The 26,504-nt window shown below is 71.2% G+C and carries 4 protein-coding genes; 3 read left to right on the top strand and 1 reads right to left on the bottom strand.

Annotation, left to right across the window (positions count from 1 at the left end; translation table 11 throughout):
- Positions 1-18: 18 nt before the first annotated feature.
- Positions 19-462 (bottom strand): D-aminoacyl-tRNA deacylase, encoded by a 444-nt coding sequence (gene dtd, locus FEK34_RS01475; protein ID WP_138446065.1) that lies wholly within the window; start codon positions 460-462, stop codon positions 19-21.
- A 162-nt stretch (positions 463-624) separates the two neighbouring features.
- On the opposite strand from dtd, the gene FEK34_RS01470 reads away from it, so the two are divergent.
- From FEK34_RS01470 to FEK34_RS01460, 3 genes are read left to right on the top strand one after another with little or no spacing between them, the layout of a single operon-like run.
- Positions 625-942, top strand: coding sequence for a WXG100 family type VII secretion target (locus FEK34_RS01470; RefSeq protein WP_138446064.1), 318 nt, complete (start codon positions 625-627; stop codon positions 940-942).
- A gap of 19 nt (positions 943-961) precedes the next feature.
- The gene (locus tag FEK34_RS01465; RefSeq protein WP_138446063.1) at positions 962-1,471 is read left to right on the top strand and encodes a YbaB/EbfC family nucleoid-associated protein; all 510 of its coding nucleotides are present in this window, start codon (positions 962-964) and stop codon (positions 1,469-1,471) included.
- 16 nt (positions 1,472-1,487) lie between these two features.
- On the top strand, positions 1,488-26,492 hold the full coding sequence (locus FEK34_RS01460) for a toxin glutamine deamidase domain-containing protein (protein WP_138446062.1): 25,005 nt from the start codon (positions 1,488-1,490) through the stop codon (positions 26,490-26,492).
- Positions 26,493-26,504 lie beyond the last annotated feature (12 nt).

The raw sequence follows: 26,504 nt of genomic DNA, 5'->3' as shown, positions 1-26,504 counted from the left end.
CTGTATCGATGACGCGGCTCAGCCTTCCAGCAGGAGGGTGACCGGCCCGTCGTTGACCAGTTCGATGTGCATATGCGCGCCGAATCGTCCGGTGGCAACCGTGGCGCCGAGTGCGCGGAGGGCTTCTGCGAAGTGGTCCACCAGCGGTTCGGCGACAGGGCCCGGCGCGGCCGCAGACCAGGACGGGCGGCGGCCCTTCTTGGTGTCGGCGTACAAGGTGAACTGGCTGACCACCAGGATCGGCGCGTCCAGGTCGGCGGCGCTGCGTTCGCCGTCGAGCACGCGCAGCCGCCACAGTTTGTCCGCCAGCGCGGCGGCGGTGGACTCGGTGTCGTCGTGGGTGACGCCGACCAGCGCCACCAGGCCGTGGGGCGCGCCGTGCGCGGCGGGGTCGATGCGGCCGACCACCTCTCCGTCGACGGTCACTTGGGCCGTGGTCACTCGTTGCAGCAGTACTCGCACGCGGGCCATCATGGCAGGTCCGTTCGCGCCGCGCGGTACTCGCGTGCCACTCCGGCGCCACCTGCGATTCAACTCGGCGCAACTCGGGATTCGTGATCGACTGTCACAGTCGCAGACGAGCTGACGGAGTGCGGGCGACCGCGCGGGTGGTGAGGAGCGAGCATGGGCGCCGACAAGGTCAAGGCCGATCCGGACGATTTCCAGAAAGCCGCCGAGAAGACCGGCGCGGTGCGCGACAAGGTGCAGGGCATCCTCAACACGCTCCAGTCGTCGATCAGCTCCTACGGAACCCCTTGGGGCAACGACAAACTCGGCTCCTCCTTCACCGACGGCGAGCAAGGCTACTTCGCCGCGCGCGAAAACCTCACCGGCAATATGGAGAACGTGGTCACCTCGTTCAACAACTTCCGCAGCGGCCAGGCCCAGTCGGTGGTCGCGTTGCGGAAGATGGAACGGGCCAACGAGGGCACCTTCGAGTGATCGAAAGCCGCTGATACCTATGGCGAACGAACGCGCGAAGGCCGAACTGGCCGGCCTGATCGAGGAGGTCGGGCAACAGTTCCGGGAGATCGCACGCATCCAGGAAGAACGCGCGCAGCTCACTGCCAGCGCCACGGTCCGACGCAAAAGGGTGACCGTCACGGTGAATGCCGATGGCGCCGTCATCGAGACCAAGTTCGGTCCGAACATCGAGGACCTGAGCTACTCCGAGATCGCCGCCGCAGTGACCGAAGCCGCGCAGAAGGCGAATGCCGAAGTGCTGCGCAAAGGCCAGCAGCTGATGAGCCCGCTCGACGACCGGCGAGCGCGGCTGCCGAAACTGTCGGACCTGATCGAAGGCATGCCCGATCTGACGGGCAACCTGCCGACGCCGAAGCGTGCCCCGACCACACCACCTGCCGCTCGTAGCCGTTCCGCTGTCGAGGATGGAAGTGCCGCACCGGAGTTCGCCGATGCGGAGGTGCCGAAGCCGGATGAGGACGGTGGCGTCACCGATTCCGGCTGGTGAGCTGACCTAGGCTCCTATGGCGATCGATTTTCCCACCGTTCTCGGGTGGGTGGCCGGCACCGACTGGCCGGACGGCAACGAGGACGATATGCGCTCGCTCGCCGACGACTGGCGTGCGGCGGCCGAAGCCATCCAAGAGGTGATCGCCGACGTCCGCGAGGCCAGGACGGTCTCCCTGAACGCCTACCCCGAGGGCGAGGCGCCGAAGGACATCGCCAAGGCCTTCGACTCGATGCTCTACGCGACCGAGGGGCAGGACAAGGGTTCGCTCGAGCAATTGATCGAGGGACTCAACAGCATGGGCGAGTCCGCCGACAATATGGCGAACGAGATCGAATACGCCAAGCTGATGGTGATCTCGTCGCTGGTGCTATTGGCGGCCGAACTCGCCGCGGCGTGGATCTTTCCGCCGACCGCTCCCGCGGTGCAGGCGGCGGCGATTGCACTGACCCGGGTCGCGATCCGGTTCGGCGCGCAAAGGGTCGCCACCGCCATCCGCAACATGGTCGTGTCGCTGGCGAGCAAGAAGTTCTTCCAGTTCATGGTGCGCCACGTCGCCATCGACACCGTCATCGGCACCGGCCAGGACCTCGGTATCCAGGCGTATCAGGTCTGGCAGGGCAACCGTAAAGAGATCGACTGGGATCAGGTGGCGGTCACTGCGGTGTCTTCCGCGGTGGGTGGTGCGGTGGCCGGTCCGCTGGCGCATCGGATGGGGAACTGGCTCGGGCCGCAGCGACTCCCGGACGGCACTGTGATCCGGCCGCAGCGCGTCAACCCGATCGTCAACGGGCTGATCAGCGGTTCCACGGCTGGTTTGGCCGGTGCGACAGCGGGTTACGCGGCGAGTCTCGGCACCCAGTTCGGCATCGATTGGGCGCGAGAAGGCTGGGACAAGGCGTCCCAGAACCTGGGCAACGCCCTGAACAATTTCGACCCGCGCGCGATCACCGCCGGCGTCTTCAACGGCGCCGCGAGTGGTGCGAACAAGGCGTGGGCGAACCAGGTCTGGAGTAACCGGCGGCCGGATCTGTTCAACCAGCCGAGTTTCCAGTCGCGGCTCGACGCGGTGATCTTCGGTCCGGGTGGTGCGCCGGGCTCCGGTGCGGGCGGGCCCGGGACACCCGGCACCGGTGGTGGTACGCCGGGCGGTCAGCCCGGAGCGGGCGGCGGAGGCACGCCGGGGGCCGGTGGTAATACCGGCGCCAATCAGGGTGGTTCGGGCGCGAATCAGGGAGGAACCGGCGCCAACCAGGGTGGTAACAGCAGCGCCAACCAGGGCGCGAACAACAACGGCGGCAATCAATCCGGCAATCAGGGTGATGGCGGCAGGACGTCCGCGGCCCAGGGTGACGGTGGCCGCGCCGACGACGGTTCCGCACCGCCGCCGAGTCAGGGCGATCAGCGCGGTGACAGCGGCGGCGATACCAGGGCCGGCGAGAGCGGTCGAGGCGAAGGCGAAGGCCGCGCCGGTGAGAGCCGGGCCGGAGATGCCGCCGATCGCGGTGACAGCGACACCCGGGCAGGGGACGCGGCGCGCGATGACGGCGACAGCCGGGCGGGGGACGCCTCGCGAGCCGGTGATGCCTCCCGAGGCGATTCCGCCGGTGACGCCGGCGACCGCGATAGCAGTCGCGCAGGCGCGGCCGCCGGCGGGGACGGCGTGCGCGGTGACGGCGGCCTGCAAGCCGAACCCCGTGCAGACGGGGGAATCGGCGGGCACCACGGAATGCCCGGCGTGCCTACGAATCTCGGCCCTGAGGCCAGAGTGGACGGCGTCGGCGAGGCAGGTGAGGCCGGGGCGGGGGTCCCGGTCGCTCCGCCGCCACCGGTTGCCGCAGGCGCACCTCCTGCGGGTGCGCCGCCCGCGAGCACGGCACCGAATGCCTCGCCGGCCGCGTCGGGTGGCGAAGCCCGGACCGGTGCGGGCGCGTCGAGCCCGGCACGTGGGGACGGACGGGTGCCCGTCGGCGACACTCCCGGTGGCGGGCCGGATCGCACCGGAGTGTCCGATGTCGCCGGTCCGCGCGCACCGGGCGAGGAGGCAGCCGACCGCCCCGCTACTGGCCCGAATGACGTTGCACCCGCCCCGGATTCCCGCGCCGGCACCCCCGACCCCGTTCGCGCCGCACCCATAGGCGGCGATTATCAGCCGGGCATTCAAGCGGGGGCGCGCGCCGGAGACGACCTGCCCGGCGCAGGCGACAGCGACCGGTCGCGGCAAGATCTCGGCGACCCGGCAGCACCGGTCCTCGGCGACGCCCCGCTGGCAGAAGGGGATCGCGCGCGCGGTGATGAGCTGGGCCGCGCATATCGTGATCGCGGTGATGAGCCGGGTGGCGCGGACCGTGATCGCGGTGACGCGCTGGGTGATGCGGATCGCGCGCGCGGTGATGAGCTGGGCGGCGCGGACCGTGATCGCGGTGACGCGCTGGCTGATGCGGATCGCGCGCGCGGTGATGCTGAGCGGGCTGGTGCTGATCGCGCGCCCCACGATGAGCTGGGTATCTCGGATCGTGATCGCGGCGGCGATGAACTGGGTGGTGCCGATCGCGCGCGTGGCGATGAGCTGGGCGGCACGGATCGTGTTCGCGGTGACCAGGTGCGCGGCGGCGATCGCGAACGGGGTGACGACGCGGCTGCTGGACGCGACGATCAACCCGGCCGGGACCGCGACGCTGACCCTTCCGACTCGGACGCGCAGACTCCCCTCCGGAATCGGGACGAGCTGTCCGCAGCCGATCGGACCGCGCGTCCCGGCCTTGTCGACGCCGCCGACGGCTCGCCAGCAGACGCGGGCGATCCGCTGGTCCGCTCGACCGATCCTGCTCGGCGTCCGGACACCGGCGACTTCGACGGGTCCGCGCTCCCGGCTCCGATGTTCGTCATCCCACCGCCGGACCTGTCGGCGGGCGGTGTCTCCAGCCGGGACAACGGCCCCGGCAGCAACCGGATCGGCTCGCGGGAGGGCGCGCCGGTCGCCGACTCATCGGATACGACGCCGACCACGCGATCCGAGGATGTCCGTGACGGTGCCGCCGCACGGCGGGGTCGCCGCGCCGAGCTGGCGCTGCGCCTGCTCCGGGAGCTGACCGGCAGTCGGGCGATCACGCCACCGGTGCATCCGGTCGGGCCGGAGGGCATGTCCGCGGGGGAGGTCGAGGCGGCCGCGGGTGGGCGGCTGCGGCCGTTCGACGGGCATCAGGACATCGCCGATCAGCTGCTTGTGCTCGGGCCCGGTTCGGCGGCGCTGGTGGTGGACGACTACTCGGGGCCGACCAACCGGTACCGGGTGGGCGCGCACGCGTATGTGCTGGTCAACGAGAACGGCACCATCATGGTGCGCGATCCGGGCGCGGGGCGGGTCGAGGGTTTTCCGCCCACGCTGCCACGCGACGTGCGTGGCACCTACGGCGTCGTCTACGACGCCGCGGGCAATCCGCTGCACCCGCTCGGCGAGACGGTGCCCGCGGCCGGTGGACTCGATGCCGACCGGCGGGTGGGCGCCGGGGAGGGCAACCAGTCCGCGCCGCTGCGCGCCGTCCCGGAGGGGATGTACCGGGGCAACGACGGCAACTGGCATCACCGTGACGACCCGCCGAACACCTGGCGGGACAAGAATTTCCAGCTGCGTGACGCCAGGGGCTGGATCCCCGACCCGCGCACCTCCTACGGCTACCTGTACGAAGCGCAGCCGGGGCCCGAGACCCCCTACCAGGTGACCGATGCGGCGATCGCGGATCGGCTGGCGCAGGCGTCGGCGGATCGCATTGCCTTGCAAGCGGAGCGTGACGCGCTCGGCACCCTGGTCAAGCAGCATATGGGCGAGTTCGGGATCACCGATATCCACGATCTCGCGCCGAAGAAGCTCGAGGCCGAGATCCAGCGGCATATCAACCGGATCGCCGGCGCCCAGGACATTCCGGAGGCGGAGCGGATCGCGCAGTTGATCCGGCTCGGCGAGCTGCGCGCGGAGGCCGAACGGTACAACGACCTCGGCCAGGACATGGTGGCCACCTCCAAGTTGCTCGGCGAGCTCGGCGCCACCGCGTTCGTGCTGGATCCGGCATTGCGACCCGGCGCGGTGCAGCTGACGCCGTTCCCCGGCGCGTTCGACGGGGCCAATACCGTCGATATCGCCGCACTGCAACCGGGCACCGACGGGAGGCCGCCGAAGCTGGTCGTGGTCGAGGCCAAGGGTGTCGGTTCTACGCTCGGTGGGTCGAAAACCGTGAGCGCACAACAGGGTTCACCGGAATACCTGCGTCGCACCCTGGCCATCGACACCAACCTCGCCACTCTGCTGCGGGCGACCCCGGAACAGCTGCGGGCCCTCGACAGCGATCCCGCGGGCGAGGCACTGATCGACGCACGGAAAGCGCTGCTGCGTGCTCATCGCGACGGCACCCTGGAGATCGAGTACTACCTCGCGCACACCTCTGAACACGGTGAGGTGACCATCCGCCGGTTCGACCTGAATCGCGACGGGCAGCCGGTGCCGATGGACATCATCGGCGGTGTCGAGGCGAGCAGGTTGGCGCCGGACGATTCGGCCGATGCCCTCGACGGCGACGCCCGCATCGGCGACCGCCCCGACGACGGCAGCCCGGACGACGGCACCCTTACCGGCCCTGCCGCCGCCGATCGCGCGGCCGGCGACGCTCCAACCACCGACCGCACCGCCGACGACCTCCAGGCAGCCGCCCCAACCCCCGACGCCCCCCGCCTGCGTGAGGCCCTGCGCCATCAAACACCGGACGGTGACCGGACCACTCCGGTGCGGCGACCGGAGCTCGGGCCCAACGGGCTCCCGGGCGACCGCACCACCCCCGTGTTCGACGCGGCCCGCTTCCACAACGACGGCTCGCCCGTCACGGTCGCCACGGTGCGCGTCCACGTCGACAGCGACGGCACGCTGGACGCCGCCGGTGTCCGTGCGGTGACCGGCCACATGCAGCGCACCGTCGATGACCTGCTCGACAACGGCCCGCGACTGCGCAACGGCGACCGCCTGCTCATCGACATCGTCGCGACGGCCGACGCCGATGCCGCCCACGTTCGGGTCCGGGCGGGCGAGGAGCCCGGCCCCGGCATCCGCACCGCCGACGACGACCCGGCCGTGATCGTCAACGATCTGCGCCGCCATCTCGGGCTCGGCCCGCTCAATCCGAACCTCGGCACCGGCCTCGGTTTCAGCGACGCGGATCTCGGGCAGCTGAGCAACGACATCGCCGCGGCGAACACCCCGTCCCGGCTCGACGCCATTCCCGCGACTCGGGAGATCGCGCCGAACTACCTGGACGTGCTCGAAGATCCGGTGCACCAGGCCCGGGTGCAGGACGCGCTGCGCGACGGCGATCGGTTCCTGATCGGTGCCGACCCGCGCACCAACGACTACGGGCAGTTGATCAACGATGGCGGCCCCGAGGTCCTCGGTCGCTCCACCAACTGTGTCGATTGCGTGCTGGCGGCTTTGGCGTCGTTCTTCGGGGATCCGCAGGTGGCCTTCCCGCGGTGGCTGAGCGAGGACTTCGCCGACGCGCCCATCGATACGATCGGCGGTGAACCCGACGGCGACCGGCGCATCGCCGAGTGGCTCGGCCGGGAGTGGCGGCAGAATTCGAGTGTGCCGATTCCGGTGCAGTTCCACGGGCTGCACCGCTACATCGACTCGCTGGGGCCGGGTTCGGCCGCGGTGGTGGCCAACAACTGGCACGCCACCGATCCCGACACGGGCCAGAAGCTGTTCACCGATGACGGCAAACCGGTCTACGACAACGGCCATGTCACGCTGGTGGTGTATCCGCTGGGCGCGGACGGCCCGGTGTGGTGGGATCCGCAGCACGGCAGGACCTCCGATACGCCGCCGCGCCTGCTGGTCGACAACAGCGCGGCGATGTTCTATATCGATCTCCCGGCAGATGTCGCCGCACCGGCGGACCAGGCGCAACCGAAGCAGGAGCACGACGATGGATCGACTCCAGACCAGGCAACAAGTGGAACACCATCTGGCCGAGATCTTTCCGGGCCGGCAGTTCCGGATCCATCGGTCCCGGCACGGGTGGGTGTGCCGGCCGACGCTGCCATCGGGGCAGGGGATCGGCCTGGGGAACTACGTGGTGGACTCCCGGACGGGCGTGGTGACCGAGCATCCGAGCCTGCCGCCGGCGGTGATCGGGCAGATGTTCGACCAGGCGATCGAGACCGGGCAGCCGATCCGGGCGCGGCAGATCCATCCGACCCGGTGGCAGGCGACGATGCGGCGGATCCACGAGGACCGCAACGTGATCGAGTACCTGGTGCGGGCGCAGTCGACGGACGACCCGACGCTGGAACACCGGCTGACGATCGACAAGCAGACGCTGCGCAGCCGGACGGACGCACCGGCGATCCATCCGGTGTGCGCGCGGGCGAAGGCGTGGGCGACGGCGCACCGCCGCCCGGACGGGACCTGGCCGGAACAGGGGACGTTCGAGCTGTAACCGACCCGGATTCCGCCGATCCCCACGACCTCGTCCGCGACGCCGGCCAACCGGACGGCTGGCTGATTCGTCCGGTCGATCCGGCACTGGCCGAGGTGCGGCAATTGCTGGCGCGCACCGAGTCCGGGCGGGCCGCGCTGGCGACGTTGCGGGCGGCCGATGTGCTGGTCCGCCTCGAGGAGCCCGGCGCGGGGGCCGCCCTGCCCGATGCCTTCGACGGGCGAACCATGGAGGTCTTCGTCGGCACCCGCGAACGCGATCTGGTCGCGCAGGCGGCGGCGCTGGTGCGGGCGGCGGCGCTGACCGATGCCGTGGTCGCGGGCCGGGTGGAGACGATTCCGGCCCGCATCCGTGGCCTCGACCGCGGCGAGCACATCGCCGCTCACCGCCGGGCCGAGGCGGACGCGATCGCCCGGGTGGCCGAGTTCCGCGCCGAACTGCGTCAGGCGGGCTACGACACCGGGGCCGCCCCGATCCGCGATGCCGTCGACGCCGCCGTCCGCGCGGAGCTGGAATCGGCGTACCTGGACGCTTACGCGGATGCGGTGCGCGCCGCCGATTCCCCGCAGGCCCGCGCCCACGCGCGCGAGGCCGCGCTCGCGCATCTGCTCGCTCACCCGATGTTCGATCCCGCCGACGCGGATTCCGGACCGGCCAAAGACGCTGGCGCGCAATGGGATGCCGAGCAGCGCCCGCGCTCGCCCGAGGGCATGGACGAATACGTGCCGTCCTCGCCGGAGGCCGCGCGCGCGATCGCGGCATTGCTGCGCGCCGAATCCGCGGCCGCGCGTGCGGTGATGCGGATCGAAGCCGATTGGGACCGGGTGGTCGACAGACTGCTGGCGACGGCGGGCCGGTCCGGCGACGAGCTGCCGAACACCCGGCCCGAGATCCTCGACGTATTCACCCGTCACCCCGAGCTGGGCGAGACCGACGATGTGCGCATCCTCGCGGAACTGACCGAGCAGCACACCAGAGCCTCTGCCGAACGAGCGCGTCTGGTCGATGAGATCACCGACTTCGTCCGCCGGGATCTGGCCGGCCCGCAGGCTGCCGGAGATCGGCCCGCGGTGCGGGTGGACCGCGACCCGACGGGTGTACTGCACGTGCGGCGGGATGCCGGTGACGCACCGGTTCGTCCGGACGAGACGCCTCCTCCGCGATCTGCGGAACCCGATGCCGGGGTCGTGCGGAGCGAGTCCGAACCTGACGCCGGGGTTGCGCGGCCTGCGGGCGAAACTGATACTGCCGTCGTCCGCGCCGAGTCCGAACCTGATGTCGGCGTTGTGCGGTCCGAGGGCGAGCCGGATGCCGCGGCCGTGCGGTCCGAGGGCGAACCCGATACCGCCGTTGTCCGGTTCGAGCCCGATCCCGACAACACCTCCGGCGAGTCCCTGAGCGATCACGCCGCGACACAGCTGCGTGATCTGGTGTTCAACCCCAGGAACTCGACGTTGATCAACTGGGCGATGCACACCCTCGACCGCCTCGGGGTGGACGTGCGGTTCAGCACCGAACCGGAGGCCCGCCTGGGCAGGCAGCCGAACGGCAGGCAGGATCTCGGCCCCGTCGCGGGATACGACCCGGCCACGAACACCCTGGTGCTCGATCGCGCCGCCGATCCGGCCGAACAGGTGCGGGAGCTGGTGCGCGGCGCCCGGCTCGCGGAACTGTCCGCCGCCGATGCCGGCGAGCCGCTGCCTCAACTGTCGCTCAGCCGAGACGAATACGTGAAGCTGATGCTGGACCGGGCCGCCGAGGCCTTCGCGCTGTCCTTCCGCGCCGATGCCGATTTCACCGGCAGGTTCGACCTGAAGCGCCCCGGCGTCACCGCGCTCGAGCAAGCGTTCGTCGCCGCGTACCAGGATGCGCTGAAGCTGGCCAAGAACGCCTATTGGAAATCGGGCGTGGTCCGCTCGGTCTCGGCGTACCACCCGGCGGCGTTCCGGGCAGGCGTGCGCGCGGTGCGAGCACGGTTGGACACCCTCGGACCGCTGCTCGACGGCGTCCGCCACAGCGATCATTTCGGTGCGATCTGGGATCGTGTGCACGGCATCGATCCGGGCAGCGCGAGCGACAGCACTCCGCGTCCATCGAAGACCGATCATGACCGTCTGGCCGACCATTTGGCCGGGGAGATCGAGAACCTGCGCCTGGTGCGTGAACTGGGCACCTACGTGCCGTTCGGGCCTGCGGAGGACGCCTACACCCGTGCCCACGACAAGGCTTACGCCAAGGCGGAGAAGGCTTTACGGCGCAATCCCGCCGGTCCGCCACCGGAACAGGCAGCCCAGCAGGCGGGTCGCGACGCACTGAAGCGCTACCTCGATCGCACCGGCGCGGACGAGGCCGAGATCCTGCTCGACGTCATCCGGGCCATGGGCGAGACCGATGACGCGAGCTGGGGTTTCCCGAGCAAGCCCGCCGAAGATCCCGGATCGCTCGACGCTGCTGCCGATGCGGACGATTCGACGCTGGTCCGCACAGGCGATTCCGATCTCGTGCGCCGCGTCCTCGACCTGGAGTACAACGACGAACCGCATCCGCAGCGCCTGACCGACGGCGTCGCCCGCTATCCCGGCACCCCGGAGAAAACCAGGCCGCGACTGGTCATCGTCGCCGAACCGGGCGGCCATATGGATGCGCTGCGTGAGCTGGCCATCAGGCATCCGGAATACAGCGATGTGCTGTGGAACGGCACGCACATACTGGACTACAAGACGGCAGCCCTCGGCCCCGATGGCGAGCCAGTGGCGCAGTACGTCAACGGTTACACGGCCGAAGGCCCCTACCGCCGTCCTGATGTGCTCGAGGCCATGAAAGAAGTCCTGGCCCACTATCGGCGCCTGCGGGAGGAGAACCGGACTTCGCTCGGTCTCGGTGAATGGCTGGCGCAGCTGGGCCAGGAGGACTTCACGCCGCGGCCGAAGAATCGCCCCGGAGGGCGAGGACCCACCCTCTTGCGGGAGGGTTTCGCCGAACGGCCGTTCCGCGGCGGGGAAGTGGACCCGACCCATCCGGGCGATGTGGTGAATCGGCTGGTCCGCCGCGAGATTCCGATGCCGACCGGGCCCCGGCCGAGCACGCCGTCGCATTACTCGCTGCAGGTTTTCGATATCGGACCACTGCCCACCAGCATGTACCTGGCCCCCGACGGCCGTGGTGGCTGGGTGGTGCCGCCACCGGTGGACGGTGGTTCCCGTGGCGCCCTCAACCGGCTGTTCGAAGGTTTGGCCGATTCCGATCGGGAACGCCTGCTCGCCCGGATCGTCAAGGTGCTCGAAGACGGATCGGCCGACCTGTACGACCGCAGCCCGCCGCGCAGTCGATTCGGCAAATTCATCGACGGGCTGCCGTTCCGGTCCGGACGCGACGGTGATTCGAACACCGACCGCCTCGGCGACCCGGTACCGGAATCGGATGATCGGTCCGAGAGCACCGAGCCGACACAGGACACCCGGGATGAGCGCGGGCCGGTCGCCGACGAATGGACGCCGCTGACCCCTGCGGAAGTCGGTGACCGCCTGGCCGCCGAGCTGCGCGCCATCCTGGACAACCCCGACCTCGAGGTGGTCGGATTCGACCCCGATCCCGAGGCGCTCGGCCTCGACCGGCCCGGTATCGATCCTGAGTTCGCTCGCGAATACGCACGGGCGATGGTCGATCTGGCCACCCGTTACCCCCAGGTCGACCTGCGCCGCATCGGCATCGAGGACATGGCGCGGGGCCTGGTCGGCATGACCCGCTCGGCCGAGGACCGCGGCACCGGTGGCCTCGTCACCGACTCGATGACGCTCAACACCCGCTTCGCGACCAACCCGGAACTGCTGCGGCAGTGGATGGCCGACGGGGTCGCTGCCGGTCGTTTCCATCCCTCGGTGCTCAGCCGTCCGGTGTACGCCGCGGTCACGCACGAGTTCGGTCATGCCCTCGACTACGCGGGCAAGAAGTCCGCGCGGGCGATGCTGGACGACACGCTGATCGAGTACTACGTGACCAACCGGCTCGGCACGGGCACTGTCGAGGGCTACGACAACTGGTTGCGCGATCACCTCACCGGCTACGGCTTCGACACCGCCGGTGTGCTCGACCCGGGTGAAGCGCTGGCCGAGGCGTTCGTCGATGTGGTGCTGAACGGGCGCGACAACGTCAACGATGCGGTGGGCCAGGCCTACGACCTGCTCGTCGGGGCGGCCGAGCGGACGACCGGCATAGACGTCGACCCGTCGGCCCGCGAGGATCGGGGGGCGGCGGACCGCCTCGGCGACCGCGACACCGAATCCACTGCGGCCGACCGCGAATCCGATCGGATGGCACACGACGGGATTCAGCCGTTGCGGCCGCCCGGCGAGGACGACACGCTCGACACGCAGGACGCCGAACTGCTCGGCATCGTCGACGACGACGAGTGGTCGAAACTCGACCCGCAGCAGGTCGGTGACCATCTGCGCGACCATCTGCGTACCGTGACCGACAACCCGGAATTCGACACCTTCGGTTTCGATCTTCCGGGGCTCAACGCGGTCGTGGTACGCGACTACGCCCGCGGACTGGTCGATATGTTCGCTCGGTTCCCACAGGTCGATGTGCGCTCGGTCGGCATCTCGCGGCTGGGTTTCGGGGTGCTGGGGGAGACCGAAGGTATCCGCGACCGCGCCACGGACCCCTGGCATGTCAAGTCCATCACGCTCAGCTACGACGATGCGTGCAGCGCCTACGCTTTCCTCGACTCGGCGCGCAACGGCGTGGACAACGGGCAGTTCACCTCGACGATCCTGCGCCGTCCGGTCTACTACGTCGCCGTGCACGAGTTCGGTCACGCGCTCGACTACGCGGGCAACCTGGTCGCCCGCGACACCGCCGAATCGGAACTGCTCGCGCGCGCGAAAGCCGATCCCGAGGGCGATTTCGGGACGTGGCTGGGCCAGCTGAGCGGCTACAGCCTCGACGCGGACGGGATGTTGCAGCCGGGGGAGGCCCTGGCCGAGGCGTTGGCCGAATACCTCGTCGGCGGGGCGGATCAGGCGAACACGCCGGTGCGGATTCTGTACCAGCTGCTCGTCGACGCGGCCCGTAACCCGGCGCCGGCCGATACGCCTGCGCCGTCCGCGCCGGACCGGATGGCGGTCGACCCGGAACAGCCGTCCGGCGATGAACCGGGCAAGGCGCCGGATCGTCGCGACCCCGATGAGGCAGGGGCACCGCCGGATTCGGGCGATCGCCCGGTCGAACCGGATTCGGTTGACCCGCCGCCGAAGGTCGCCATCGACGTCGACGGTCAGCAGGTCGAGGTGCCGGTCCGCGCAGACGGCGCCGACCGGTGGCGCGTCGTGCCCGAAACGGACGAACCCGAAAACGCCGACACTCGTTCGCCGTTGCGCCGCGAATGGGACGCGGTCCGGGAGATGATGCCGGGGCGTGAAGCGCAACCCAAGTACCCGTCCGGGTCGCCGGTCGGTGATTCGGCCGGCCAGGCCGCCCTCCGCGACGGTGTCGCAGGCATACCGGATCTCGTCGGACCGCCACCGCCCGCACCGCCGCCCGCGCCGCCCTCCGACGTCCCGCGGGTCGAGGCGCCACCGGAAGCGGGCGCGCCCGATCCCACGCTGCTGCGCATCGCCCAGCAGGCGCCGATCTGGATCCAGAACCGCGAGATGATCCCGATCCTCGGCGAGCTGTCCGGGCGCATGCGCGGCTCCGCGGGCGAGCATCTGCCGATGCGCACCGCCGACGGCGAGGAGTACCGGCCGTGGAACTCCGACGCCGACCCGGATCTCGTTCGTGAGCAGGTCGTGTCGGATTACGACGTCGAGCGGATCACGCCGGAGGACGCCAGGCAGGCCTTGCTCGACGCTTTCCCTGGCGCGGATGCCGAACAGCGGCAACGGATCATCGACGCGCTGCGCGAACGCGACCTCGTCACCGCCGAGGAAGCCGATCGGCTGGCCGACGAACCACCGGCCGGCACCCGGCCACCCGAACCGGCCGGTCCGCCACCGGAAGGGGAATCGCTGGCGGATGCGGCGCAGCGGTTGCTCGGCGTCGACCTGCCCGACGACAGCTTGCAGACCCTGCGTGACCTCATCGACGAGCACCAGTACCGCGTCGTGCGGGCCGCCGCCGCGATCGAGGGGCTCGCCGCCGCGGCCCAGCGCTTCCATGAGGAACAGACGCTGCCGTTCACGCACGCCGACTGGGACGGGACCCGCGCATCAGGGGTGATCGGGCCGGATCGGACCGGACTCGACCGTGGCCGCGACCCGGAGCAACTGGATGGCCCCGACCGCGACGCCGACGACGAGCCGATCGACGGCGCGCCCCGCCCGAATCGCTTCGCCGAACCCGACCCGGCGGGGCGTGCCGTGCCCTTCATCGGCTCGGTCAGCTTCATCGACCAGAACCCGATGGGCCGGTTCCGCAACGAGATCATCGCCGCCTTCGGCCACCACCTCGGCCTGCTGGACACCGTGCCGATCGGCAACGGCGCCGACCCGCTGCCGGAATGGGGTGAAGGCGACGAACTCGGCCGCGACCAGGGCCTGCGCCAGTTCTTCGAGCACGCACTGCGCCGTGATCAGCTGCGCGACGAGCTGGCGACCTGGGCTGCCATGCGTGACCTCGACGTGCGGCAACTCACCTGGGACATGCTCGACGGGTTGCTGAACGAGTTGCGTGAGGCCAATGTCGCGCGCTCGGACCGGGTGGCCGAATTCGCCGATCTCGCGCGGCAGCGGTTCCCCGAGACCGAGGAAGGGGATCCGGTCGGCGAGGCGATCGGCGATCAGGTCGTGCGCATTCCGGAACCGGACGGACCGGACCGGTTGATCGTCGTCGACGGCGAGCGCAGCAGGCACCAGGCGCTCGCCGACGCGCTCGCCGCCGACCCGCAGCTCGTCCGCGACCTCGCCGACGGCGGCCTGACCGTGGATTACCGCGTCGCGCACACCGATTGGACCGGGCGCACCCATCTCGATCCCGTCGACACACCGCAGGTGCTGCACCGGCAGGAGACCGTCGACGGACGCGAACTGTCGGTGACCCTGATCCGTGAGGGCGACGGACCGTGGCAGCCGATACCCGAATCGGATCCGGCGCAGGCCGCCGACCCGGCGCCAACCGCGCCCCGGCCGCGCGAGGACATCCTCGCCGACCTCGTCCGGGTGATGCACGAACTCGGGCTCGGCCCGGCCGACGTGCATCCCGACATGATCGACCAGACCGTCGCCGACCACCTGCTCGACAATGCCGTGCGGGCCGCGCAGATCGAAGGCCTCACCGATTTCACCCGCTCCGCCAACGACATCCAGACCTTCCACGAGGTCGGTGACGCGCGCAGCCGGCTCGCCACCAGACTCGGCATCCCGCAGGCCGAGCTCACCGGCGAGACCATGGGTGAGGCGCTCAGCGACACCTCCCAGCGGCGTGGCCTGCGCGCCCAGCAGCTCACCGACCTCGCCGGATACGCCAAGCAGTTGCGGGAGATCGACCCGGGAGCCGTCGACGCCGCACGCGACCGGCTGGCCGAACGCCTCGTCTCCGATTCCGTGGCCCGCGCGTTGACCAAGGCGGAATTCGCCGAGCGGGCCGGGGTTTCGCTGAAGCACGCCGCGCTGATGCCGCCCGGCCGCGTCGATGTGCCGGGCCAGGGCCGCAAGTTCGCCGTCGACCCCACCGGGATGTCACCGGCGAAGCTGAAGACCGTGATCCGTGACCTCGAGGCGCGCGGCTACAGCGAGCTGGTGCGCGACGCGCTCACCGAATACGCGGACGCGCTCCTGGCCGTCGACCCGTACGCCTCGGTCGCCCGCGGTGACGACAGCCGTGATCCGCGCGTCATCGACGGCAGATTCCCGATGCACGACCGGGATTCGATGACCGCGCTGCGCGACATCATCGCCGACGCCGTGCGCGCCCGCGGCGCCGACGATTTCGCCCGCGCCGTCGCCGACGCCGCCCGCCGCTCCGACACCGGCCCGCTGCCCAGTGACGATCCCGCCCGTCGCCCCACACCCAACCGGGATTGGGCCCGCATCGTCGGCGTCGACCTCACCGACGCCGACGACGCCACCTTCCGCAAGGTCTACGAGGCGTACCGCGACGGCCGCATCGAAAAACACGAGGGCCTGAGCCCAGAGAAACTGGCGGCCGAGCTCGCCGCCCTGCGGCGCGAAGTGCGCGACCGCGCCGAGCGTATCCACGAGCTCGCGCGGCTCGCCGACGAGTTCTACCAGGCCATGCGCGAGGCGCAGAACCAGGCGGGAGGCGACGCGCCGGACCCGCGCGCCAGCCGGCCGAGCGAGGAGCCGGGCGCTGGTGCACCGGTGGACAATTCGAACGCCGAGCCCGCCGCAGCAGCAGCCGGCGGCAACCGGCCCCCCGGCGGCCCGCCGAAGGCTCCGCCGACGCCAGGCGAGCCGAGCGAGCCCGGTGCGGGTGATTCCGGTGGCGGGGATTCCGCACGCGAGCCGGGCGGGGCCGACGATCCCGCCCGAAGCGACCCCGAGCGCCTGCCATCCGCGTGGTACGAGCAGCAGCAGATCATCCAGGCCGAATGGGAAGCCAGGATGGCGGCTGAACACGCCGCGTTCCTGCGAGCCCTGGCCGAAGCGGACCCCGCTGACCGCTGGGCGGGCCTCCGCGCCGAGCAGGCCGAATGGTCGGCGCGTATGGCCGAGGACCGTGTGCAGTGGTTGCGCGACACCGCCATCCACCCGCTGCCCGAGGATCCCGACACACCCCCCGAGCCCCCCGCCGCCCCGGAAGGCCCACAGCCCCCCGAGGATCCGGGCTCGTCACCGGCAGGCCCCGGCGCACCCCGCCCGCCGCAAACCCCGGGTGCCGCCGAGCAGCCGAAGCCCCCGGCTCCCGTGCCGCCACTGCCAGCGCACCCACCCATGCCCTCGGCACCTCCGCGTCCAGCGGTTCCGCCACAGCCTTCACATCCGCCGACGCCGTCGCGGGCGCCCACCCCGTCGGAATCGCCGGTGCCTCCGATGCCGCCGCACCCGCCGATGCCCGCGCATCCGCCCGTGCCTCCGATGCCTGCGGAACCGCCGCGACCTGTCGCGCCCCCGCAGCCTTCACATGCGCCGATACCGCAGCAGCCGCCTGTGCCCGCGCATCCGCCCGTGCCCCCGGAGCCGTCGCATCCGCCGCGGCCGTCGCATCCTCCGATGCCGTCGGAGCCGCCTGTCCCGTCGGAGTCGCCTGTACCTCCGATGCCGCAGCAGCCGCCCGTGCCGCCGCAACCTGCGCACCCGCCGGTGCCGTCGCATCCGCCTCGGCCATCGACACCGATGCCGTCGGTGCCGCCGCAACCTGCCGCACCCCCGGAGCCCGCGCACCCGCCGCGGCCGGCGCACCCGCCGATGCCGTCGGAGCCGCCGGTACCCGCGGCGCCCGAACAGGCCCCGGTCCCGCCGATGCCGTCGGAGCTTCCGCGCGCCTCGGAGCCGCAGCAACCTGCCGGCCCGGGAGGTCCGTCGGTTCCGGGCACTCCGGCTCATCCATCGGCGTCGGCGCGGGGGTCGGAAACAACTCCGCCGCAGGCGCGGGCGTCGGAGGGACAGCCGGACGCGGGCGCACCGGGCACCGATCCGGCGAGCCGTGCAGGTGATCCCGAAGGCTCGGCCGCCGAACGGAACTGGGGCGATCGGCCCTTCGCCGATGTGATCGAATTCCTGCGCGAGGTCGCACTGCGGGATCAGGCCGATCCGGTGCGGCTGTCGGAGCGGGAGCGCGCGTATGTGGCTCGGTTGGCGGAGTTGCTCGGGTTGGGGGAGCGGCTGACAAGGCATCCCGATCCGTTGGCGGCGCTCGCGGAGTTGGCCGAGTTGGCCGACGTGCACGGGTTCCTGGACGCGGTGCTGGATCCGGAGGCGGGTCCGCTGCGGCCGATGCGGTACCCGCAGGACTTCACGCATCCGGCGCCCGACGAGCCGGGGCTGTGGTTCCCGCCGGAGCATGCGGGTCCGGATCGCTCGCCGACGCCGTCGGCCGAGGGAGCCGCGCGCAGCGGCAATGTGCTGATGCCGCAGGTGAATCCGATCGCCGACGTCGCCGCCGAGCTGGCCCGCCGCTACGGGCTCGGCGCGGACGACCTCGAGGGCGCGCGCCTGGCCGGCACTGTCGCCGCCGAGCAGTACCGCAACCTGGTGCGAGCCGCGATGGTCGAAGCGCTCGCCGACGCGGTCGCCCGCCTCGACGCCGTCACCGACCCCGATGCCGTTGCCGCCGCCACGGCCGAACGGGACCGGTGGGCCGGCCGCCTGGACGTCGACCTCGCCGACCTCACCGACCGCCCCGATCAGACCATCGATCGGCTGCGCACCGAGGTGCTGCGCCGCATCACCGACATCGATGACTTGGCCGACGCCGTCCTCGCGACCCGGCAGGAACAGTCCGGCGACGCAGGTGGCCGCCGCTACGTCATCACCGTCGACGGCGATCGGGTCCCGGTCCGGCTGGTCGACGACGGGAACGGCGGGTGGCGAGTCGAGGCGCCGGAGCGGCTGCGCCCGACCGTCGAGCGCACCGATCCGCCCGAACCCAAGGCGATCCAGAAGAAGCGTTCCTGGCTGCGCAAGATCTGGGATGCGTTGCGCAACGGGTACGGCGGGGCGAGCCCGAAGTATCCGTCCGGTTCCGGTGTCGATGGGGCGGGCCAATCGGTCCTCGGCCACGAGTACCTGCCGATCGATCTGACCAGCACCAAACCGCCTGCCACACCGGGTGGTTCGCCGATCGAGGAACTCACCACCAAGTTCAACCCGGCTCGCATCCTCAAAGAGGGTGTGACGATGTGGAAGAGCCGGGAACACATTCCGTTCCTGCGCCATCTCACCGACCGGCTACCCACCCAGACCGGCGACGCGGCGCCGATCCTCACCCCCGACGGCGAGGAGTACGCGCCGTGGATCGATGAAGCCGATCCGGAACTGCTGCGCGAGATCCGGGCCGATCTGGAACTGGCCGGACTCGACGGCGGCGATCCACCGGCGCGCGCGCAACTGCCGCCGGGCGACCAGGAGCCGCCCGCGACCGGCGTCCTCGACAACGAGCCACCGCTGCCGGAGTGGGCCCGCGACCTCGCCGACAACCTGCGGATGCGCGCCGCCGACGCCGCCGAGCTGCGCCGCATCGCCGGCCTGCTCGGGCTGCGCCTGCCCGATGTCGACCCGGAGACGTTGCGCCGAGCCGTCGCCGACGCGCGCTACACCCACATGCGCCGCGCCGGAGCCATCGAAGGCCTCTATGCCGCGGCCCGCCGCTACAACGCCGAACACGACGCCGTCCCTTACGCCGATTCCACCAGCTTCTTCGACGAGGACCCGCTCGGCCGATCGCTGATCGACCGCGTGCGGGCCCGCGGCGAACGCACCGACATGCTGCGCTGGGAGGGCGTCAACAACGGCGGCGAACCGGGCCTGGACTGGGGCCCGGAGGTCCCGCAGGAACGCGACAAAGGCAACAGCCTGCATTTCCAGGATGCGTTGCGGCGCGAGCAGATTCGCGATGAGCGCGGGGTGTGGGCGCAGCTGCTCGGGGTGCCGATCGGTGATCTGTCGCCGTCACGGTTGGATGAGACCATCGCCGCGCTGCGCGATGAGATGGGAGCCCGCGCGGATCTGGTCGGGGAGTTCGCCGACCGGGTCGAGGATTTCCTCGCCGCCGATCCCGCCGACCGCGTAGTGCAGGTGCCGGGTGAACCGCCGCGCGTCATCGTGGTCAATGCGCGGGGCGAGCACGAGGCCGGCATTGCCGCCGCACTTGCCCGCGACCCCGAGCTGGCCGGCCGGGTGGACCGCGGTGAGGTGGAGGTCGAGTTCTACAGCGCGTTCCTCGACCGCGATGGGATGGTGCACATCGTCGCGCTGGACACTCCGGAGATCCGGCACTTCCGCGGCGAGATCGACGGCAGGCCGGTCGCGGTGACGATGGTGCGTGAGCCCAGCGGGGCCTGGCATGTCGTGCCGGACCCGGTACCCGCGGACGGACCCGCCGGGACGGGTGACGGCGCGGCGGCGGACAGGAGTCCTGACCGCACCGGCTCGGTCCGTCCCGACCGGGTGGACGGCGAGGCCGATCGGGCCGCCGAATCGCCGCACCGGGACCGCTCGGAGGACTCGTTCGCGAGCGACACCACCTCCGATGCGGAACGCCCGCGCAGCGCGGAAGCCCTGCGCGCCGACCGCAATGCCCTGGCCGGGCAACTCGGCATCGCCGACCCCGAATCACTCACCCCGCGCCAGTGGGCCGACGCCCTCGCCCAGCTGTGGCAGGACAACATGCTGCGCGCCACGCAGGTCGAAGGCCTGCTCGACGTCACCCGCAGCGCCGACGCGATCGATCATTACAACGCCCTCGACAAGGTGCTCGGCCATTTGACCAACCGGCTCCAGATCGACCGGGCCGCGCTGACCCCGGAGCGGGTCGCACAGATCATCGCCGACCCCGCCACCCCGGATTCGCGGCGGCTGCAACAGCTGGAGGATCTCGCCGAGTACGCCGAGAACCTGCGCAAGCTGGACAAGGCGGCGGTCAACGCGGCGGTGCGGCAGCTGGCCCAGCGGCTCGGCGTCGACCCTGAGGTGATCTACGGGTCGAGCTTCACCAAGGACATGCGGCATCTGGTGCCGGACCCGGACACCCTCGGTCCCGAGGGGATGCGCAGCGCGATCAACGCCATGGTGTACTCGATGGCCGATCATCCCGCGGTGGTCGACGCATTGACCGATTTCGTGCGCGCACTCGGCGAAGTCGACCCCTTCACCCGGGATCTGCGGCGCGACCCGAACGCCGATCCGCGGGTGGGCGGCGGGGAAATCCCGGTCCACGACCCTACGTCGCTGGCGTTCTTGCTCGAACTGCTCGGCGATACCGGGCTTTTCGCCCCGCTCGGTGACGGCCCGAACCCGGATATCACCAACCGCAGGCCGAGCCGCGACTACCTGCGCATCCTCGGCGTCGATATCACCGATGCCAGCGACGACGCCTGGGACGAGGCCTACACCAAGTTCCGCGACGGTCGCCTCGACCTGCACGAACGCCTGAGCCCCGCCGAGCTGGCCGAGGTGCAGGCGACCTTGCGCGAGGAGATCCGTCAGCGCGCCGACGACATCCGCCGCCTGGCCGGACTCGTCAACGACGCCCACAACGCCACCCCGGGCCCGCAGCCGGACCTGCACCAGCCACGCAACCCGGACGGAACCTGGCGCACCGATCCCGGCGAGGATCCGGGTGCCGCCCCGGCGCCCGCCGGTGACACACCACCGTCACGGCCTCCCGCCGCGCCGGGCGAGGCGCGGGCGCTGCCCGGTACCGCGGAATCTATTGGGGAAGCGCAGAAATCGTCCGCGGCACCCGCCGAACGCGACGACGTCGCGGACGGTACGCCGGAGTCGACGCAGGACCAGGAGTCCGGCCGATCGGGCGATTCCGCCGAGCCGGGATCCGAGCCGGGCGAGGCGTCGCGTGCGGGTGCCGAAGCCGAGCCGACGCCGGCAGCCGGTGGAGGAGCGCAGAAACCGCCGAACACTCCGCTGGCACCTGCCCAACCTGATGACGGCGACCATGGCGAAGGCGCGAACGGTGAGTCGTCGCATCGGCAACCTCCACACGACGGAACCGACGCCGGCGTCGAGCCGACCACCGGCGATTCCGCTGATTCGCAGGCCGACGCCACGGATGCCGACCCGCGCACCCGGATGTCGCCCGAGGTCCGCGCCGAATACGACCGCCTCGCCGCCGAGCGGGCCGAAGCGGTGGCGCGGCGCGAGGAATGGCGCGAGATCCGCGATATGCGCGCCGAACGTCAGCCCATCGACAACCGCGACGACTACGTGGCGCTGAACCGCGACAACCTCGACGCGACCATGGAGGAGCTGCGCGGGCGCACCATGCGGGTCGACGAAATGCCGCGCAGGCTGGCCGAACTCGACGCGCTCGAACGGGCAGCGGAGCAGTTCAACGACGCCGACGCCGACATCGCGCGCCTCGACGACGAACTGGCACGCCTGGAACGCTCGGTCACCCCGGTCGGCGAATACGACCGGCTGGTGCAGCAGCGCCAGGAGCTGGCCCGCGAACGCGAATTCTGGCGCGCCAAACGCGATGATCGCGCGGTGCGGCACGGCCTGGTCGACGATAACGGCCGTGTCGACGAGGCCGCGCTGCGCGGTGACCGGCTCGAGCCGACCATCCTGCGCCTCTACGACGAGGCGGGCACGGACACCATCGACCATCCCGGTGGTATCGACGAAAGTCCCAGTCAATCGCGTTCCCCACGCAGCAGCGCCGACCAGGCCGAACGGCGCGCCGCCATCGCCAAACTCGCCGACGCGGCCAGCACCGTCAACCGGCTCGACGCCGAAGTCGATCAGGTCGACCGCCAACTCGCCGAACTCGAGCGCGCCCGCGTCGGCGAGGGCAGGCCACGCGCCGACGAGGTCGCGGCCGAGCTGGACCGGCTGGCCAGGGAGCGGGCCGAGCAGCTGCGCCAGATCAAACCGCGCCGCGTCATGCGCGATGATCTCGCCACCCGGCTCGGCGTCGTCGACGCGCAGGGCCGTCCCGACGAAGCCGCCCTCGCCCCCGACCGCCTGGAGGAAACCCTCCGGTTCCTGCGCGGCCGAGCCCAATTCGACGTCCTCACCGGCACACCGGGCGACGGCCCGCGTCTACTGCTGCGCGATATCGACGCCCTCGCCGACGCCGCCCGCGATGTGAACCGGGTGCATAATCTCGTCGGCCGGATCCAGGACGAGATGGCGGGTCTCGCGGGCGCATGGCGGGCGATGATCGAGGGCGAAGGCGGCCGGATGGTGACGCCGCGGGTCGGCCTCATCGTCGACGGCGACGCCACCCGGATCGTGGTGTTCGGCATCCGCGACCAACTCGGCCGCCCGCCCCGCAGCGATATCGACGACGCCTTCGCCACCGCTTTGCGCACGAATTCGCTGGTGGCACAGTCGATGATGGACGGCGACACCACCGTCGAACTGCGCCGCGTGCGCGCCGACCGCGAAGGCGTATGCACGGTCGAGGAACTCGGCCTGCTCGACGTGGAACGGTTGAGCACCGGCTGGGTCGGCGGCGACCGGCTCGACATCGTCTCCTGGCGCGACGGCGAGGGGAACTGGCACCGGGTCGACCCGACCCGCCCGGACTGGCAGACCGGCCGCGACACCAGCGAAACGAGCAAGCCCAAGGCCGAGCGGTACGGCAAGTACTCGCGCAAGGATCCGCCGGACGGTGTCAGCGGCTGGGCCATGGAGGACGTCGTCAACGACATCACCTTGCCCACCGACGAGGTCCCGGCAGGCAAGGTCCCCGAGAGCACCCTGCCGGTGAACGCACCACAGGCGCCGACGCTGTACAACACCTCCGGTCTCGACCCGAACGAGATCTTCGGCCAGCACTGGGGCGCCGACTCCTACAACGTGGTGCGGCTGTTGCTGATGGCGGCGCAGGTGCCCAAGCATCCGGCGGTCAAGGCGTGGATTCAGCGGCATCCGTGGATCGGCCGGTGGGTGCAGGCGCGGCCGTGGTTGCAGCGGATCCCACCGTTCGGGACGGTGTTCCGCGGGTACGAGTGGTTCGCGCCGCCGGAACGCAATGTGCAGCCCATGGTTCGTCCGTGGGACGCCTCCGATCACCGTCCGGGCTTCGATGACGTGCCGGAATCGTTGCGGCAGCAGTGGGAGCGCGAGGCCGCGCAGTGGCAGCGGGTGCAGGACTGGGCCGACGCCGAATACGACCGGTTCCTGGCCGACCCCGACGACCTCGCCCGCATCGCCGAGGGCATCGAGCAGCATCGACGCGAGCAGCAGGTGGATCGGGCGCGTCAGGTGGTCGACCGGGTGCGCCGGGATCTGGTGGACGGCCACAGCGGGATCGACCCGACCCGCGATGTGGACGCCCAGCTCGAAGCCGTGCACGCCGAGATCGACCGCGTCGCCGAGGCGCTGGCCGACCAGTTCGCCGCCGATGATCCCGAAGCCGTGCGTGACACCGTCGAGGACGTGCGCGAACTGCTCATGGCCGGCGTCGATCCGGACATGATCGCGGGCGCGCTGGCCGAGCACATGCGCGACGACGTCCCGGTGTTCACCCCCGAGCAGCTCGCCCGGATCCGGCACCACCTCATGGAGGCCGAGCTGCTGGTCCGTGACCACGCCGACCCCAACGGCCGTTTCGTGCGCAAGCCGATGGACCGACTCGCCGATATCGCCGAGGCCTGGAACCGGCTGCGCAAGGGCACCCCGCTGCCCCAGGACTTCATCCTGCTGCACGACGCCCTCGCCGAATCCGACTACCTGCGCGCCAACCCCCTCGCCACCTGGCAGGACGCCAACGCCTACGCCATCGGCCTCGGCCACCACTGGGACGCCGACCGCCCACCCCTCACCGGCTGGCGCACCGGCATCCCCTACACCCCCACCCGCCCCACCACACCCCCACTCCTCCCCGAGCGCACCACCGCGGAACTCCCACCCCAACCCGACCCGCGCACCTCCGCCGAGCGGGAGGCGGACGGCGCATCGCCCGCGCAGCTTCCCCCGGTCTCCAGCCCGGACGCTGAGAGCGCGTCGGAATCCGAGAGCGCTTCGGATCGAAACGGTGTCCCGGAATCCGAGGGCGCCTCGGACGCCGACGACCTCCCGGACCGCGACGGATCCTCCGAAGCCTCTGATTCAGGACCTGTCGTCCCGCCATCTGTCGACGGTGGCGAGCTGGATTCCTCGGACGCCGCCCGCCGTTCGCCCGAGGGCGGCGAGAGCACTTCGTCTGGCCGCATGCCCCGCATCCCGGGGGGCGGAGACACCAATTCGCCTGGTGCCGGACAGCCTTCGCCCGCGAGTGGCAGCGACGATTCGTCTGGTGCGGCGCGTCGCCTGTCCGACGGCACGGACGACGAATCCGCTGAGGCCGGCCAGCAGCCTGACGGGGGAGAGGACGCTTCCTCCGGTGCCGCACGTCGCTCGTCTGAGGGCGGGGATGGCGATTCGTCTGGTGCGGCGCGGCGTGCGCCCGATAACGGCGAGGGCGATTCGTCCGATCCTGCGCGCCGTCCAGCCGCCGACGACGGTGACGGCCAGGCAGGCGACGATGCGCAGCAGCCACCCGTGTCCGGTGATCGTGATTCCGGCGACGGCGATAGCCCCCGTCGGCGCCCTGACCCGATCTACCGTTCGCACATCCCGAAGCTCCCGCACGATGTGGACTTCGAGTTCCCCGAGGTAGAACCGATAGACCCGGTCGACCCCGAACCCTGGCCGCCGCCGAACCGCCCCGAGCCGTCAACCACACCACCGGAGCCCCCCGCCCCGCCGCAGCCGCCGGTCCCTCCCGTACCGCCGGTCCCTCCCGTACCTCCGGTGCCGCCGGTCCCACCGAGGCCCCCTTTGCCTCCGGGTCCGCCCGTGCCTCCGGTTCCACCGTTACCGCCCGAGCCGCCTGTGCCTCCCGTTCCACCGTTGCCGCCAGAGCTCCCCGAGCCTCCGTGGCCGCCTGCGCAGCCGCCGCAGCCGCCGGTTCCGCCAGAGCTCCCGGTTCCTCCTGTGCTGCCGGAACCGCCTGTGCGGCCGGAACGACCGCCGCAGCCGCCGGAGCCGCCTGTGTCTTCGGTTCCGCCGGAGCTCCCGGTCCCACCGGTTCCACCTGTGCCCCCGGTTCCGCCTGCGCTGCCGGAGTCTCCCGCGCCGCCGGCCTCCCCGCTCCCGCCGATGCCTCCCGGGCTCCCGGTTCCGCCGGAACGCCCGGATCCGCCGATGGTGCCTCCGTCGTTGCCGCAACCGGCTCCGCCCGCGCCGGGCGCGATGCCGGGCGCTGGGCAGCCCGGGCCTGCGGCCGGTGGGGAGCGGTACCCGGAGCCGGCGATGCCGCCCGCGCAGCACCACCGGCCCGACCTCGCCTACCCGAGTGCTCCGACGCAACCCCCGGCGCAGCAGGGATGGGGCTCGGGTAGCGCGAGCTACCAGCCCAACGCTGACCAGGGGCCCACGTCCGGGGCACAGCCCGGCCCATGGGGACCGATCCCTCCGCCACCTCCGTTCGGCGGGCCCGGGAGCGGACCGGCAGGTGGCGGCAGCCGCGCGAACGGTGCCGGCGGACATGGACGAAACCTGCGTGGCGAGCGCCAGATCCCCGCGAGCGGTCCGATCCTCGTGCAACCGTTCGCCGGATTCGGCGTGGCGGCCGAGTTCGATCCCGGTACCGGCGCTTTGCAGGCGGTTCCGGCGTCGAACGGAACCAGGGGCGGGGTGTACGGCGACCTCGGCGAGTCTCGGGTGGTGTTCTACCGCGACGGTGCGGGCCTGGCGTTGCGGGTGGACGGTCGTACGATCGACCTCGGCGGCCCGGTCCGCATCGAATGGGTTCTGCTCGAACGCCGCACCACACGGTTCGCGGTGATCGAGAACGGTGTCGTCGTGTTCGAGGTGCGCTACCGGACGCTGCCACCCGAGATGGATCTCGGTGCGCTGGTCCACAGTGTCCTCGCCGACCCACAGCGCCGGGAGCAGACCTTCCGTGGATGACCGGGAGACCGA

It is taken from the genome of Nocardia cyriacigeorgica, from assembly GCF_005863245.1.
Taxonomy (GTDB): domain Bacteria; phylum Actinomycetota; class Actinomycetes; order Mycobacteriales; family Mycobacteriaceae; genus Nocardia; species Nocardia cyriacigeorgica_C.
This window is presented reverse-complemented; position numbering and strand designations above follow the sequence as displayed.